Below are 14,067 nucleotides of genomic sequence, written 5' to 3'. Positions count from 1 at the left end.
GCAATATTCCGTGCCATGAAGAAATTGATCTCGGCAATGCTCCTCGCGATCGCAGGGCTCACGACGACCGGGTCCGCCATGGCCCAGTGGCACAACAGCCCCCAGTTCGATCGCGACCTCAGGGCTTGCGACCGGCGGGGCGTGAACTTCGACCGCTGCATGTGGGAAAGGGGCTGGCAGCGCGGCCCCGGCCAGCGGTGGAATCACAACCAGAACTGGCACCAGCCCCCTCGCCATCCGAACTGGCACAGCCCGCCGCCGAACCACTGGAACAATTCGCCTCCACGGCGCAATCAACCGCGACTGAGCGACATGCAGCAACGCGCCCTGGACAACTGCCGCCTGCTGCCGCCTGCCGAGCAGCCCAGGTGCCGCGCGACCGTGATGTCGACGGTGCGTCGATAGCGCGCGACGTGCTCAGAAGGCCGCGGGCCTCCATTTGAGAAGGCGCTTCTCGAGCGACGTCAGGAGGAAGTCTGCAGCCAGCGCCACCACGGCCAGCACGATCATCGCGGCGAACACGCCGCTCGCGTTGAAAGCGCCCTGCGCGGTCGAAATCAGCAGGCCGATGCCCTCTTTCGCGCCGAGGAATTCCCCGACCACGGCGCCGACCAGCGCAAAGCCGAAGCTCACGTGCAGGCTCGCCAGGATCCACGACATCGCCGAGGGAATGACGACCGACATCGTGACCTGCCGCGGCGAGGCGCCGAGGATCTGCGCGTTCGCAATCATGTACTTGTCAGCTTCGCGCACGCCCTGGAAGGCATTGCCGAAGACGACGAAGAACACCATCACCACGGCGAGCGCCACCTTCGACGCCATGCCCAGCCCCAATGCGATCACGAAGATCGAACCCAGCACCACGCGCGGAATGGAGTTGGCGATCTGGATGTAGAGGCTGAAGACATCCGACAGCAGCTTGTTGCGGCCCAGCAGGATGCCGCACACCACGCCGGCGATCGAGCCGATGAGGAAGCCGATGACGGTTTCTTCCAGCGTCACGGCGACCTGCATCCACAGCGAGCCCTGCGCGGTGCCTTCGCGTATCCACTCGACGAGCTGGTCCCAGATCATCGAAGGCATCGAATAGAAAAACGGGTCGATCCACTTGTGGCGGGCGGAAATCTCCCAGCCGCCGAGCACGACCAGCAGCACCAGCACGCGCAGCGAGATGATCATGGAACGTCGGCGGCGAATGCGCGCCTGCGCGCGCTCGGACTCGCGGGCCAGCGCGTCGTCGCTCAGGACGGCGGGCAGGACTAGTTCGGTCATTGTTGAAAAGGCTCCGGAAAACGAAATTCGGCAAGGGACTCAGGCAAGGACCACCTCTTGGCGAAGGTCGTCCCAGATGTGCTTCGAAAGCTCGATGAACTGCGGCTCGTAGCGCACCTGCGAGGTGATGCGCGGGCGCGGCAGGTCGATGTCGTAGACGCGCTTGAGCGTGCCGGGGCGTGCCGACAGGACAAACACGCGGTCAGCGAGCGCGATGGCCTCTTCGAGGTCGTGCGTGACGAAGACGACCGAGCCGCCCGTGCCCGACCAGAGCTTGAGCAGTTCGTCCTGCATCAACGTGCGGGTCTGCATGTCGAGTGCCGAGAAGGGCTCGTCCATGAGCAGGATCTCGGGGCTGTTGATGAAGGTCTGCGCCAGCGCGACGCGCTTGCGCATGCCGCCCGACAACTGGTGCGGGTAGTGCTCGCCGAACTTGCCGAGGCCGACGCGGTGAATCCATTCCGCGGCCATCTCGTGCGCTTCTTTCTTCGACTTGCCGCGGAACATCGGGCCTGCGGCGACGTTCTCGGTCACGCTGCGCCACGGGAACACCGCATCGGCCTGGAACACGAAGCCGATCCGCGGATCGATGCCCTGCACCGGCTGGCCCATCACCCGCACCTCGCCCACCGTGGGGCGAAGCAGGCCGGTGACCATGTTCAGCGTGGTCGACTTGCCGCAGCCCGTCGGACCGACGATGGCGACGAACTCGCCGCGCGCCACCGACATGCTGAAGTTGCGCAACGCGACCGTCGCGTTGCCGTCCGCCGAGATGAAGCGAAGCGAGACGTCGCGGAACTGGATGGCTGGCGTGTCCGCCGCGTTCGTCGTGTTCGTCACTTGGCGCTCGCTGCGAGGTAGGCGTTGGTGTAGGTCTTCGACAGGTCGATGTTCTTGCTCTTGATGAGCGGCTTGTAGGTGGCCAGCACCTTCAGCACCGTCTCGGGACCGCCCGCGGGCATCTTCGCGTCGGCGGTGAACATCGGAAGCGAGGCGCCCAGCGCTTGCACGTACAGGGCCTTGTCGCTGCCGTAGTAGTCGCGCGGCACCTTCTCGGCAATTTCCTCGGCGCTGTGCGTGTGGATGTATTCCATCGTTCGCGCGAAGGCGTGGGCCAGCTTCGCGGCCTGCTCCTTGTGCGATTCGGCCCATGCGTTCTGCACGTAGAAGCTCGCGGCCGGATAGAGGCCGCCGAGCGCCGCGCTCGTGTCCTTCTCGGTGCGCAGGTCGACCAGCACCTTGGCATCTCCGGTCTTGAGCATCTCGGAAACGGTGGGCTCGGTGGTCATGCCCGCCTGGATGCGGTCCTGCTTCATGGCCGCGATGAAGGTGTTGCCTGCGCCGACCGGCAACAGCGAATAGTCCTTGGTCGCGACGCCCTGGCGATCGGCGAGGTAGCGGGTGAGGAATTCGGTCGACGAACCCAGGCCAGTCACGCCCAGCGTCTTGCCCTTGGCGTCGGCCATCGTCTTGAAATCGGCTGCGGCCTTGGTCGACACCAGTTCGACTTCGCCCGGGACCTTGCAGAACACGGCGATCGCCTGGATTTCCTTGCCCTTGCTCTGCAGGTCGATGGTGTGGTCGTAGAAGCCGACCACGCCCTGCACCGCACCGGCGATCAGCTGATTCTCGGCATCGACGCCGGCCGGCTGCGATTGCAGCTCCACGGTCAGGCCTTCGTCCTTGAAGTAGCCCAGTGCCTCGGTGAGCTTGGCCGGCAGGTAGATAATCTTGTTGATGCCGCCGACCATGATCGTGATCGGCTCGGCAGCCTGGGCGAAGGGGGCCGCCGCTGCCAACGCGGAACACAGGGCGGTGGCAAGCAGGTTGCGGTGGAAAGCACGCATTGGAATGTCTCCTGGAGGCTGGAAGAAATGCCGCGCGACCGAGGTGTCGCAGGACGCGGCCAGTCTAGGTTTCGCGTTCTTTCAGCCGGCTTTCGGTGCATACCGCGATTTCCGCTGGTAAACCCTAGGCCGCACGGACCTTCGCCGGGTTTTCTAGAATCCCGCACCTCCATGAAACTCCTGCTCGTCGAAGACAACCCGCAACTCGCCCTATGGCTTGCCAACCTGCTGCGGGAACAGGACTTCGTGATCGATCACGTCGAAGACGGCGATGCCGCCGACCGCCTGCTGCAGCAGACCCGCTACGACGTCGTGTTGCTCGACCTCAACATTCCGGGTCTCTCGGGCAAGGGCGTCCTGCGGCGCTTGCGGGCGCGGCGGGATGATGTGCCGGTACTGGTCCTGACCGCGACCGCATCGCTGGACCAGAAGGTGATGTGCCTGGAGATCGGCGCCGACGACTACCTCGTCAAGCCCGTCGAAGTCCGTGAACTGGTCGCGCGCATCAAGGCGCTGGTCCGTCGCCAGGTGCCGGGCAAGGCCAACGACATCCTCTGCGGCGATCTGCACTATGACCTGCGCACACGTCAGTTCGCGCTCGCAGGCGCAGAGTTGGCGCTGCCGCCGCGCGAGCGCACGTTGCTGGAGACGCTGATGCTCAAGATGGGTACCACCGTTTCCAAGCCAACACTGGTCGACGCCATCTTCGGCCTCGACGAGGAAGCCAGCGCCGACGCCGTGGACCTCTACGTGCATCGTCTTCGGCGCAAGCTGGAGACGGCGCAGGCCACCATCATCACCCTGCGCGGCGTCGGCTACCTGCTGCGCACGCGCGACGAAGGCTGACTTGCTCGCAAGCCTGCGCGTGCGACTGGCGGCATGGCTGCTGCTGCCGCTGTCGGTGTTCGTCGGCGTGTGCGGCTACCTGAGTTGGCGCAACGCCGCGGCAGTGGCCGACTATGTGCAGGACCACGACCTGCTGGCCTCCGCCAAGGTCTTGTCGGAGCGCCTGATCTGGGAAGGCGACAACGTGCAGGCCAGCGTGCCGCCCTCGGCGCTGAGTCTCTTTGCCTCGCCCGATCGCGACCAGGTCTTTCTCAGCGTGACCGATGCTGCCGGCAACGTGCTCGCGGGGATGCCCGGATTCCCGCTGCCGGCGAAACGAAAACTGGTGGGTGTGGACCGCGCGCAGTGGTATGACACCGAGTTCCAGGGCCTGCGACTGCGCGCCGTCGTGACCCAGCGCGCCATGTACGACGTCGGCGGCGGCGCGGAGGTCACCATCGCCGTCGGCAAGACCACCCGCAGCCGGGATCACATGCTGCGCGCGCTCTGGCTGCCGACGGTCGGCTTCCTGCTGATTGCGCTGCTGCTGGCCATCGGGCTCACGACGCTGGCGCTGACCTGGGAACTCCGCCCGGTCCTTCGGCTGAGCCGGCAACTCGCGCAGCACGATCCGATGCGGCTGGATTTCGCGGTCGATCCGCGTTCGCTGCACACCGAATTGCGCCCCGTTGCCGAGACGATCAACGGCTTCGTCCGACAACTTCGTGCGCACTCCGAAGCGCAACGGCGCTTCATCGCGGACGCCGCCCACCAGTTGCGCACGCCGCTTGCGCTGCAAGCCTCGCAGATCGAATACGCGCGCTACACGCGGCAGCATCGCCAGGAGTGGGACACACGGCGCGCGGACATGGACGCCATGTGGGTCGCCATGCAAACCAGCAACCGGCGCCTCGTCGACGTCACCAACAAGCTGTTGCTGCTCGCCCAGGCCGAGCACCGCGATGCGTCCGCGAGCCTCGAGCGTGTCGACCTCGCGGCGGTGGCGCTGCACAGCATCGAGCAACTGGCTGCGCTGGCCGACCGGCGCCGCATCGATCTGGGGATGGAATTGCCCGAGAAGGCCGACACCGCATGGGTGGTGGCGCAGCCCGCGTTGCTCGATGCGCTGGTGAGCAATCTCGTGGACAACGCGCTGCGCTACACGCAGGAGGACGGCCGCGTGACGGTGCGAGTGCGCCGCATCGGCGATCAGGTCGAACTCTCGGTGGAAGACAACGGCCCTGGCATTCCGGCCGAAGCGATGGGACGCGTGTTCGAGCGCTTCTACCGCGTATCGCAGAACACCGACGGCACCGGCCTCGGCCTCGCCATCGTGCGCGAGATTGCGCGTGCATTCGGTGCCACCGTCTCGCTGGCTTCGAACGAGAGCGGCCGGACAGGTCTGCGCGCGTCGGTGTTGTTTGCGGCGGCAGGCAACGAAGACCGGGCGGCGACATAGGTCCGGCAGGAAGCGACGGTCACATACTCGGCTCCGTCTTGAACAGACCCCGAACATTCAGCGCGGCCAGGCAAACCTGCAAGGCGATCAGCGCCCAGGCGCCGGTGTGAAGCCCCCAAGCCACCCACAGGACATTGCTGAGCAGAAATATCCAGAAACCTGCATTGCGTCTGCCCCTTGCATTCGAAGCGACGAGATAGGCCGCCGCGATCGATGCCGCAAACGCGGGCCACTGCACGAGGTCCAGGAGTTCCATTGCCCCGGGGGTTCACCGGGAGAACAACGCAATCAGGATGATGATCGGGATCGGCACGCCAAGAAAATAGAGCAGAAGTGAGCGCATGTGAGTTCTCCTTGAGTCGAGGATCAGAGATCACGACGACGACCGCCATAAGTGGCCGCGAAGCTCGCCACGAAGGCACCGACCAGCATCGAGATCACGAGCCAGAGGGATGCATAGGCAGAAGCCTTGCGCGCCGCGTCCGCGGCCTCCTGTGCCTTGGCCTTCGCATCGTTGAGCGCCGCCTGGGCCTTGGCGAAGGCATCGGTCACGCGCTTCTCGGCATCTTGCTGACTGAGCCCTGTGCGCTGCGCCACGACTTGCCCCACGTACTTGCCGTCCTCGGCCGGCAAGGCGCCGGTGCGAATGCCGTTCATGAAGATGCGGGTGACTTCGGTGGTGATTACCGCATTGCTTCGCTCGGGCATCGTCGGCGCGCCGGTCGTTGCAGTCGACGCGGCGCCTGCATCGGCCGGAGCCGCCGCAGGTGCGCCGCCCTCTCGGCGGAACAGCGAGTCAATGAAATAGCCGACGGGGCCGGACGAAGAGTTGCTGGCGGAAGCCCCCGCGGCCGTCGCAGAGGCTGCGGCGGTTGCCGCACCGCCCGCCGCCGTGGCACCCGCCTGCGCACCTGCCCCGATGATCGATCCGACGGCGGATGTCAGAAGCGCAGCAGTGAGCAGCGTTGCGACAGCCCACGCCAGGAAGCCGTGCGCGGTGTCTCGGAAGTACACCTCATCGATGTCGACCCCTGCCCACTTGGTGCGCAGCCTGCCGGCCAGATAACCGCCCATGCCCGATGCGGCAAGTTGCGTGAACGACAGCCAAAGAATGGATGCGACGCCAATGGCCGTGGCGCTGGCGCCCCTGTTTGCCCACGGGCTGACCGTCGATAGCCCGAGGCCGGCGCCGAGCAGCAGAAGAACAAGCGACAAGGCTGCGGCGCCGGCAGCACCGGCAAATATGGCGCCCCATGAGACGCCACTGCCACCTGCGGGAAGCCCGCGCACGGACAAATCCGCCATATGGGCGGCGCCACGCGGCTCGGCGGTGGGGTTGATGCTGTACTCGGCCATCGCATTGCTCCTCGTGTGTGAAGGCTGCAATGTCCGTTTCGACGCGTTCGACCCTGGTCATCCAGCGGCCAGACGTCGAGTAGGCGATGGACCCACTTGGCCGCGCGATGAATTCCACGCCCGCCCGCGCCGGCGACAGGGTGCCTGAACCATCTCGGCAATCACGGTGGGAGAGGTCCTACCGCTAGTCAAGACGCAGCCGACACGCGTGCCGCGCCTGCGTACGGATGCTCCCCCACTCGTCCAAGTCAACAACCCAACCGGAGCCCACGATGCCGACCACCACGACCAAACGCGCCGCACCCGACGCCTGCAGCCTTCTCGACGCGGACCATCGCAGCGTCAAGAAGCTGTTCAAGGCCTATGAGGAGCTGACCAAGTCCAAGGCGGCCAGCGCCCCCCAGAAGAAGCGCGATCTGGCGCAGGAGATCTGCTCGGAGTTGACCGTCCACGCGCAGATCGAGGAGGAGATTTTCTATCCCGCCTTGCGTGAAGCGATCAAGGAGACCGACCTCCTCGACGAGGCCGAGGTCGAGCATGCCAGCGCCAAGGACCTGATCGCCCAGATTCAGGAGGCGACCGACGTCGATGACAAGTTCGACGCCAAGGTGATCGTGCTCGGGGAATACATCGATCACCACGTCAAGGAAGAACGCAACGAGATTTTCGTCAAGGCGCGTGCGGCGCACGGCCTCGACCTGATCGCCATGCGCGAGCAGCTTGAATCGCGCAAGGAAGAACTCATGGCCGAGCTGACCGCGACCGCATGACCATGACGCTCGCGCGCGCGGGCCTTCAGCCAGCACCAGCCGGGCCTTCGTCATCCAGGTACCGCGCGGTTGGCTGTGATACTGGATCACAGTGACCACAGCGGGCGACATCCTGACCCCCTCGTCTGGACAAGTACCTCTCCAGCCCGAAGTAGATCCCCACGGCGCCCGCGAGCGGGACCAGGTAGTAAACCGCCCGATAAGCCAGAACAGCGGCCACGAGCCTGCCCTGGGGAACGGTGCCCGATAGCAATGCCAGAAAGACGGCCTCCAGCACACCCAGTCCGGCAGGAACGGGCGTGACGACGCCGGCGATCGCCGCCGCCATGAGCACGGCGAGCACGATCGGATACGGGACCTCCATGCCCAGCAGCAGATACATGACAGCCCCCATGGTCGCCCAATGGCCCGCAGAGACAAGAAGCTGCGACAAGGCAAGGCCCGGCGCTGGAAGGCGGATCTTGCGCTTGCGTACTTGCCAGGTGCGCCCGCGGGCCATCGCACAGACAGCGACATAGGCGAGTGCCAACAGAATCATCGCCATGCCGAGCGCCTGAAGGGCTCCCGGCGTCAGATGAGATCGGGAAGGCGGTGCGATGGCCCCGGCGGCGAACAGGGTCCCCGCAACGACGCCATAGCCCATCCAATTGGTCGTCGCCCCCAACGCGATCAATTGTGCGATCGTGACCTCGTCGAGATTGGCGCGCGCATAGAGGCGCACGCGCGTTGCGACGCCTCCCAGCAATGCTCCGAGGTTCAACGTGAACGCATAGCTCGCCATGCCGATGCACCAGGTGTGCCAGCGCGGGAGCTCGTGGCCTGTGTGTCGCCTTCCCAGCAAGTCGAAGCACCCATACAGCATGTGGCTCAGGACAGCCATTGCAAGCGCCTCCAGCAGAACCGTTGGTGGGTATCGCCTCAGGCTTTTCCAGGCACCGGCCCAATCGATCTCATGCGCATGCGAAAGCAGCACGCCCAGGACAACGATCGACACGAGGATGAAGCCCCAGCGCCTGAAGACACGCAGGATCGTTTTTGTGTTGGCCATTGACGTGACGGGAACTTGGCGCCAATCACAGGCTGCGGCTGTCGGTCGAGAGCGCTGATTGCGGGTGCAAAAGGCGGACACCGCGGCATCGCGACCCCTCACTTGAATTTCTCGCCCCTCGCCTTTTCCTTACAACCACTCCCGCACGCCACGCACAACGCAATCCTTGCAACGGTGCAATCTCGTGCGGCGATCAGGCATTGAGAACTGCGAGGAGCCGATGAACACGTCCGACCCCAGCATTCGAAAGACGCAACACTCGACGCAACAGTCCGAAGAGTCCGTCCAAATCGAGGATCCTCGTTCAACGATGTCCCCGGGCGACGAGGCGCCGGCAGGTACGCCTTCCACCGGCCAAGCCCTCTGCCGCGTATGCGGTGGCTCCGGCCGCGATCCGGAACGCCGCGTGTGCCAGGCCTGCGGCGGCACCGGCAAAGTCACCGTCGGAATCGGCGGCGCCTGAAGACGGGAACGTGGCAAGGAGACGACGATGGCAACCGCTTTCCGAGAGCCCGCGAATCCCAACGGAGCGCCACTGCCCGAGGTCATGCCGACGCAAGCGGAGGCAAGGGCCTTGCAGCTTGAAAGCGCCGAAGCGGCATCACCTGCACGGCGCGAGGCATCGGCAGGCCCGCGGGGCCGTGCCGTTCCGCTATGTGGCGACCAAGGCCATCAGTCATCCGTTGCACGATGCGGACGCGGAGGGCCCGCGCGACTGGGAGGAGTCGCCTCACACGCTCAGCGACAAGACAGTGCCGCATCCGGTCATCGAGAGCTATCTGGGCGCTTTCAAGCACGTCAAATCGGTGACCTCTCGTTGCATCGCGGGAGCCGACCACGCGCTGTCGGATGAAAGAAGCCGGCAGGCCCACGGCATGCTCCTGGTATCGTGGATGACGGAGATGACCCTCGGCGCCCGCGCCGCGAGCGGGCTGCTGCGACCCGCACCGGGCAGTCCCGCCTAGCCGCGGGAGAGCGAGGCTCTGAAGGAGACCACGCGGTCCTTCGGCACACCGTCACTGGAGATCTCGAAAGGTCGAGTCCCTTGCAGTCTGGCCGGGCGGCAGGTGCACCAAGGTGAGCGCGGTCCAGCCTATCCGCAGACCTCGGCCCATCTGAATCAGCTGAAGCCCTTGCAGCGGCCGCAGAAGCTCATGAAACTTGTCATCGAGCGCGTTTTGCGAGGCCGTGCTCCGCTCGGTAAAGCCCAGCCTGTCTCGAAGCACCGGGTCCGGCGCCGAAGCCTCGCGACCAGCGCCTGTCGCAAAGTAGAGCTCTACCAGCACCCGCGCATGTGTGCTCGTCAGCTTGCCTCTTTCCGCCCCTAGAACCGTGGCCAGTGCTGCAGTGAACGCCGCGGGCGGAGCCTCCCATTGGCCCGGAGCAGCGCCCAACACGTCGAGCAACGTTCCGACCAGTGCCCAGCTGGGCAAGTGCAGGCGCCTTGGTTGACGGTCCCCGGCGACATCCAACGTGGCCGCCCGGACCGCCGCCGCCAGATTTCCGGTCAGGTATTCGGCCACTCCCTGCACCGAAGGCCACGGATAGATTTCGTTGCAGAACTCCGTGAGTTCGCTGGGTCGCTCCCGGCCGGTCGCAAGCGCTTCGAGCATCGCGCGGAAGACCAATTGCTCTTGCTCTGTCGGCACGGGTCGCCAAGGCTGCATGAGGACGCTCTCGGCCTTTGGCGCCAGGTCATCGAGTACGCCTCGTCGCAACACCCAGAGCAACCGCCTTCCGCTGGACGGCAAAAAAGTCTCGGGGTGAAAAGCGTTCCAAAGGTCGACCTGCCTCGACGGCGGCAATTCGGCCATCGCCGCATCGAAGGCGGCCTGGCACGAAGCCACCAGGCCGATGTACTCAGGAACGGTAAGGCGGCGCTCGCCACGCAAGAATGCGTGTCCGAAGACATGCGCTTCGCCATCCATTCTGAGCTCCCGAGTTAACCGACGAGCCAGAGTGTCGCACTACGAGCGCTTAAATGGGAACTTTTGTTTTCAAGCCTTGCAAGACGGGCGCGCTCAAACCCCCTCGATGATCCGGAGATCCCTTTCGGCCCCATCGCCCAGCGCGGCCAATGCAGCTTGGTAGTCGGGGCCGTCATGCGTGGCCGTGGCCTGCTCGACGCTGTCGAACTCGATCAACACGGTGCGCTGGGCCACCCCGAACTCGTAGACCTTGGCGGGCAGACCGCGCGCCAGGAAGCGCCCGCCGCCCGCAGTGATGGCGGGGCCCGCCAGCTTGGCGTAGGCCGCCAGTTTGTCGGCATCCTTGACGGCACGGTATGCGCTGACCCAATAGGCTTTTGCCATGGTGAATTCTCTTTCTCTGCTGCTGCGTCATCGAAATGGCCCGAGGCCACTGAATGGCCCTCGCGACATCGATCATATTTGAACGCCGAGGTTGTCGCGCTGAAGACTCAAGCCTCAAAGCGTGCCTCGAATCCTCGCCACATCAGATCCATCAAGAGATCCACCACCACCGGACGTTCGACCTGTTCGTTCTCGACCCACCACTTGGCCAGCTGCTCAGCCGCCCCCGAGAGCGCGTGGGCATGCATCACGACAAAGGGTTGCGCGACCTGGGGCATCAAGGGGGTGAGCAGTGCTGCGATTCGGTCGACCGTCTCGAATCGCATCCGCCTGGCCTCGCCGACGGCGGACCCTGCGACCGCAGCACCCCCGCCGAAAAGCAAACGCCACGCGGCACGATCCTGCTCCACGAATTGGAAATAGCCTTCGATGCCTGCACGCAAACGTTCGCGCCCAGTGGCGTCGACATGCGCGCCAGCTGCTTCCATCAGGCGCTGATCGAGGCAGCGTCGGGCCAGCCGAAGGCATGCCAGATAGATGGCGTCTTTCGCGCCGAAGAGGTTGTAGACAACAGGCCGGGTCACTTCGGCGGCCTCCGCGATGTCTTCCATCGTCGTCCCCTGGTACCCCTTCGAAATGAACAAATCGAGTGCAACGCCCAGGATCTGGCGCTCACGCGCGGGTCGCGGCAGTCTGAGTTTCTTCGAAGTGGGAGGAGTCAACTTGGTGCTTTCGACTTGTATTCGGTGGCCCGTATTGTGTCCGGGCGCTACGGCACCGGTCGGCATCGCCGCACTGAAAAACAAGAAGCCGGGACCGAATGGAGTCCATCCGATCCCGGCTCGGCCTTCATGGCCGCTCAACGCTCAGCCTACAAATCAGCAGGGCGGCCCTGGTCCGGCTTGCTGTAGTCGCACACGCCGGTGCCGAAGATCTGCAATAGCCGTTGCTCCTGGGCGACGCTGAAGAACACGCTGCCGTACGTACCGTCATGCAGAGCGCTGACGACCGGTTTGAGCGCGCACTTGAAGATCGATCCGGACACAGGTGCACCCGAAGCCACGCGGGCGTCCGAGTAGATCGGGAACTGCTTCGTGCAGGCGCCACCGTTCACAGTGTCGGCCACGACTTGGGTGCCGTCCGCCGAGAGCTGACCATCCCAGACGTGTGGGCCCGCCGCGATGACGCCGCCGTTGCTGTCATAGCACTGGTCCTGAACGCTGCTGGGGCGACTGCCGGCCAGCAACCACTGGGTCTCGGCCTGCAGCGCCTGCTGGACGTAGGGAGCCAGGCTGGCATCGTCGTCGCCCGTTGACGTCATCCAGATGGCCAGGTTGTCGGCATTGCCCTGGTTCTCGATCAGGCGCTGGCGGGCAGCGAATGGCTCGCGCGTCGCGTGTTCGTTCAGTCCGGCTTCGAGGTAAGGCTCAATGTGGATGAACGGCGTGTTGACCTTGCCACGGAAGACCAGGCCCGCCTTGTACGCATTCTGGATAGCGGCCAGGCTGGCTGCATTCGCGACGGTACGGGGCGCGATGTCGTTCGGGTTGCCGGCATGCGTCGAGGCCGATCCGTTGCGGGCGCTCCAGGGATCCCAGTCGCTCATGTTGCTCCCGTCGCCAAGATACGGGAAGCCCTCCGGCAGGAAGTCCTGCCCCGCCTTCCAGCCGCCGACGTGAGCGTTCAACGACAGGAACTCGTCGACCGTGATCTTGCCGGCCTTGAGCGCGGTCAGTCCGTACTGCACGCCTTCGTTGTCGAAGGTCGACGGCGTGGTGGCCGACGGTTTCGCGTTCGGGTCGCCGGCGAAGACTGTCACGACGTCGTTGAAGTAACCCCAGAAGGTCGACGCGATGCCCTTGGCGCCCAGCACCTTCAGGCTGCCGTCGGTGTAGTAGGTCTGGCCCCAGTACGGGTCCATGAACTCGGGGACGGCCCCTCGCCACTCTTCCATGCAGACATCCGAGCCTTTGACGGCGCTCGAGGTGCCCGGAAGGATCGCGTCGGTCGGCTTGGCGTAGCCGTCGATGCCGTGCAGGCCTGTGACCATGGCGCGGTTCGCCCAGGACGTCCATTTCGGGTTGACCACGCCGGTGCCATTGACCTGCGCATCGACCTTGTCGAAGTAGTAGTGCAGCAGTTCGCAGTCGCCGACCGGCGCAACCTGCGTCACCATGTCCGGGAAGTTCTGGATCGGGATGCCCGCGTCCAGCAGTCCGGGGTAGTTCTGGGCGAAGATCGTCTGCTGCACAGCGCCGCCCGAGGAACCCACCGCGAACGTGAAGCGCGGCTTGCCGTAGGCAGCCGTGAACTGCTGCTTGATCATGGACGCGGTCTGGCCGGAGAGCATCAGGTTATAGGTCGTGGAGGTGGCCATGCCGGACGACATCACAACCGCGTAGCCCTGCTGCAGCAGGTAGGGCATCTGTTCCTCCTGGCCCGGGTTCACGAAACCGCGCGTGGCGTTGCCGATGTGACCCTGGGTATGGCCGGTTCCCACGCCCCCGATCAACTGGAAGACGAGATCCTTGTTCCAGACCGATGTGTCGATCGCGGTCGGATTCTTCGGGTCCAGGTTGGGCGCCAGCATCGCGATGCCGTAGAGGAAGCGATTGATCGTCCCGCGTTCATAGCGGACGATGAACTTCACGCTCTTGCCGTTGACGTTGATCGTCGCCACGTCGTTCGGCGGATTGGCAGGATCGTAGGGAGTGAGGTCCGTGTTGTTGTTCGGGTCGCTGGCCTTCCGGTAGAAGTAGTCGACTCGCGTGGCCAGGCCGCAGTCGGCACTGTAGCCGATGACCTTGCCGTTCGAGTCCGTCACCGGGAGGCCGTTGCCGTTCTGGTTGTCGACGACAGGTTGTCCCATTCCGATCTGCTGGCTCACGCACGCAAACGGCTGTTGGCGCGGGTTGTCCGCCGCGATGGGCCCCACCTTCCCGATCTGCACGGGATAGTCAGAAGGGGCGCCGGGAACAGGAGCGCTGGGCACCGGAGCGCTGGAGACAGGACCACTGGGGGCGGGAGCGCTTGGACTCGGGGCAGCGGCGCTCGGCACGCTCGGAAAACTTCCTGAGCCCCCTCCTCCTCCGCAGCCATAGAGCAGCGTTGCCGCGGCCGCGGCAACAGTAATGGTTATCCGTTTGGACACGCTTGTTTCCTTCGTTGTTCGAGCACT

General features: G+C 64.9%; 15 protein-coding genes. 5 read left to right on the top strand and 10 right to left on the bottom strand.

Going from position 1 to position 14,067, the window contains the following annotated elements; translation table 11 throughout:
* Positions 1–15 precede the first annotated feature (15 nt).
* A complete protein-coding gene (locus tag AC1DN9_RS01340; protein WP_478096536.1) occupies positions 16–405 on the top strand; it encodes a hypothetical protein in 390 nt (129 codons plus the stop codon).
* Between the two features lie 12 nt (positions 406–417).
* Here AC1DN9_RS01340 and AC1DN9_RS01335 read toward each other — a convergent pair whose 3' ends face one another.
* The 3 genes from AC1DN9_RS01335 to AC1DN9_RS01325 are packed head-to-tail and all read right to left on the bottom strand — an operon-like array spanning position 418 to position 3,119.
* Positions 418–1,272, bottom strand: coding sequence for an ABC transporter permease (locus AC1DN9_RS01335; RefSeq protein WP_478096534.1), 855 nt, complete (start codon positions 1,270–1,272; stop codon positions 418–420).
* 39 nt (positions 1,273–1,311) lie between these two features.
* A complete protein-coding gene (locus AC1DN9_RS01330; RefSeq protein WP_478096532.1) occupies positions 1,312–2,112 on the bottom strand; it encodes an ABC transporter ATP-binding protein in 801 nt (266 codons plus the stop codon).
* Positions 2,109–3,119 carry an ABC transporter substrate-binding protein gene (locus AC1DN9_RS01325; protein ID WP_478096530.1) on the bottom strand — a complete coding sequence of 337 codons (1,011 nt, stop codon included), beginning with the start codon at positions 3,117–3,119 and terminating at the stop codon, positions 2,109–2,111. The genes AC1DN9_RS01330 and AC1DN9_RS01325 overlap by 4 nt, the downstream gene beginning before the upstream one ends.
* A 171-nt stretch (positions 3,120–3,290) precedes the next feature.
* Here AC1DN9_RS01325 and AC1DN9_RS01320 point away from each other — a divergent pair, with 171 nt between their 5' ends.
* Positions 3,291–3,965 (top strand): response regulator, encoded by a 675-nt coding sequence (locus AC1DN9_RS01320; protein ID WP_478096528.1) that lies wholly within the window; start codon positions 3,291–3,293, stop codon positions 3,963–3,965.
* 1 nt (position 3,966) lies between these two features.
* A complete protein-coding gene (locus AC1DN9_RS01315; RefSeq protein WP_478096527.1) occupies positions 3,967–5,403 on the top strand; it encodes a sensor histidine kinase in 1,437 nt (478 codons plus the stop codon).
* Positions 5,404–5,422: 19 nt separating this feature from the next.
* Here the strand turns inward: AC1DN9_RS01315 and AC1DN9_RS01310 are convergent, their stop codons facing one another.
* Both AC1DN9_RS01310 and AC1DN9_RS01305 read right to left on the bottom strand, forming a co-directional pair.
* Positions 5,423–5,659 (bottom strand): hypothetical protein, encoded by a 237-nt coding sequence (locus AC1DN9_RS01310; RefSeq protein WP_478096525.1) that lies wholly within the window; start codon positions 5,657–5,659, stop codon positions 5,423–5,425.
* Between the two features lie 110 nt (positions 5,660–5,769).
* A complete protein-coding gene (locus AC1DN9_RS01305; protein WP_478096523.1) occupies positions 5,770–6,759 on the bottom strand; it encodes a hypothetical protein in 990 nt (329 codons plus the stop codon).
* A 272-nt stretch (positions 6,760–7,031) separates the two neighbouring features.
* On the opposite strand from AC1DN9_RS01305, the gene AC1DN9_RS01300 reads away from it, so the two are divergent.
* On the top strand, positions 7,032–7,529 hold the full coding sequence (locus AC1DN9_RS01300) for a hemerythrin domain-containing protein (protein WP_478096521.1): 498 nt from the start codon (positions 7,032–7,034) through the stop codon (positions 7,527–7,529).
* A 25-nt stretch (positions 7,530–7,554) separates the two neighbouring features.
* Here the strand turns inward: AC1DN9_RS01300 and AC1DN9_RS01295 are convergent, their stop codons facing one another.
* The gene (locus AC1DN9_RS01295) at positions 7,555–8,577 is read right to left on the bottom strand and encodes a lysylphosphatidylglycerol synthase domain-containing protein (protein WP_478096520.1); all 1,023 of its coding nucleotides are present in this window, start codon (positions 8,575–8,577) and stop codon (positions 7,555–7,557) included.
* Between the two features lie 581 nt (positions 8,578–9,158).
* Between AC1DN9_RS01295 and AC1DN9_RS01290 the strand changes: the two genes are divergently transcribed.
* Positions 9,159–9,542: a hypothetical protein gene (locus AC1DN9_RS01290; protein WP_478096519.1), complete on the top strand. Its 384-nt coding sequence runs from the start codon at positions 9,159–9,161 to the stop codon at positions 9,540–9,542.
* Between the two features lie 51 nt (positions 9,543–9,593).
* On the opposite strand, the gene AC1DN9_RS01285 is transcribed toward AC1DN9_RS01290, so the two are convergent.
* The 4 genes from AC1DN9_RS01285 to AC1DN9_RS01270 all read right to left on the bottom strand — a co-directional run bounded on the left by AC1DN9_RS01285 (position 9,594) and on the right by AC1DN9_RS01270 (position 13,824).
* Positions 9,594–10,505 carry a hypothetical protein gene (locus AC1DN9_RS01285; protein WP_478096517.1) on the bottom strand — a complete coding sequence of 304 codons (912 nt, stop codon included), beginning with the start codon at positions 10,503–10,505 and terminating at the stop codon, positions 9,594–9,596.
* Positions 10,506–10,598: 93 nt separating this feature from the next.
* Complete coding sequence (locus AC1DN9_RS01280) at positions 10,599–10,889, bottom strand: DUF1330 domain-containing protein (RefSeq protein ID WP_478096515.1); 291 nt, start codon at positions 10,887–10,889, stop codon at positions 10,599–10,601.
* A gap of 107 nt (positions 10,890–10,996) precedes the next feature.
* Positions 10,997–11,677 carry a TetR/AcrR family transcriptional regulator gene (locus AC1DN9_RS01275; RefSeq protein WP_478096513.1) on the bottom strand — a complete coding sequence of 227 codons (681 nt, stop codon included), beginning with the start codon at positions 11,675–11,677 and terminating at the stop codon, positions 10,997–10,999.
* An 83-nt stretch (positions 11,678–11,760) separates the two neighbouring features.
* Complete coding sequence (locus AC1DN9_RS01270; RefSeq protein WP_478096816.1) at positions 11,761–13,824, bottom strand: DUF6351 family protein; 2,064 nt, start codon at positions 13,822–13,824, stop codon at positions 11,761–11,763.
* Positions 13,825–14,067: the final 243 nt, after the last annotated feature.

It is taken from the genome of Variovorax sp. 05L425 (assembly GCF_056397705.1).
Note: the sequence above shows the minus strand (reverse complement) of the source record. Positions and strands in the feature narration are given on the sequence as shown.

Coding starts and splice junctions, on each gene's coding strand:
- AC1DN9_RS01320 (WP_478096528.1), top strand. CDS start 3,291: ATGAAACTCCTGCTCGTCGAAGACAACCCGCAACTCGCCCTATGGCTT.
- AC1DN9_RS01305 (WP_478096523.1), bottom strand. CDS start 6,759: ATGGCCGAGTACAGCATCAACCCCACCGCCGAGCCGCGTGGCGCCGCC.
- AC1DN9_RS01285 (WP_478096517.1), bottom strand. CDS start 10,505: ATGGATGGCGAAGCGCATGTCTTCGGACACGCATTCTTGCGTGGCGAG.
- AC1DN9_RS01300 (WP_478096521.1), top strand. CDS start 7,032: ATGCCGACCACCACGACCAAACGCGCCGCACCCGACGCCTGCAGCCTT.
- AC1DN9_RS01340 (WP_478096536.1), top strand. CDS start 16: ATGAAGAAATTGATCTCGGCAATGCTCCTCGCGATCGCAGGGCTCACG.
- AC1DN9_RS01295 (WP_478096520.1), bottom strand. CDS start 8,577: ATGGCCAACACAAAAACGATCCTGCGTGTCTTCAGGCGCTGGGGCTTC.
- AC1DN9_RS01335 (WP_478096534.1), bottom strand. CDS start 1,272: ATGACCGAACTAGTCCTGCCCGCCGTCCTGAGCGACGACGCGCTGGCC.
- AC1DN9_RS01275 (WP_478096513.1), bottom strand. CDS start 11,677: ATGCCGACCGGTGCCGTAGCGCCCGGACACAATACGGGCCACCGAATA.
- AC1DN9_RS01325 (WP_478096530.1), bottom strand. CDS start 3,119: ATGCGTGCTTTCCACCGCAACCTGCTTGCCACCGCCCTGTGTTCCGCG.
- AC1DN9_RS01280 (WP_478096515.1), bottom strand. CDS start 10,889: ATGGCAAAAGCCTATTGGGTCAGCGCATACCGTGCCGTCAAGGATGCC.
- AC1DN9_RS01310 (WP_478096525.1), bottom strand. CDS start 5,659: ATGGAACTCCTGGACCTCGTGCAGTGGCCCGCGTTTGCGGCATCGATC.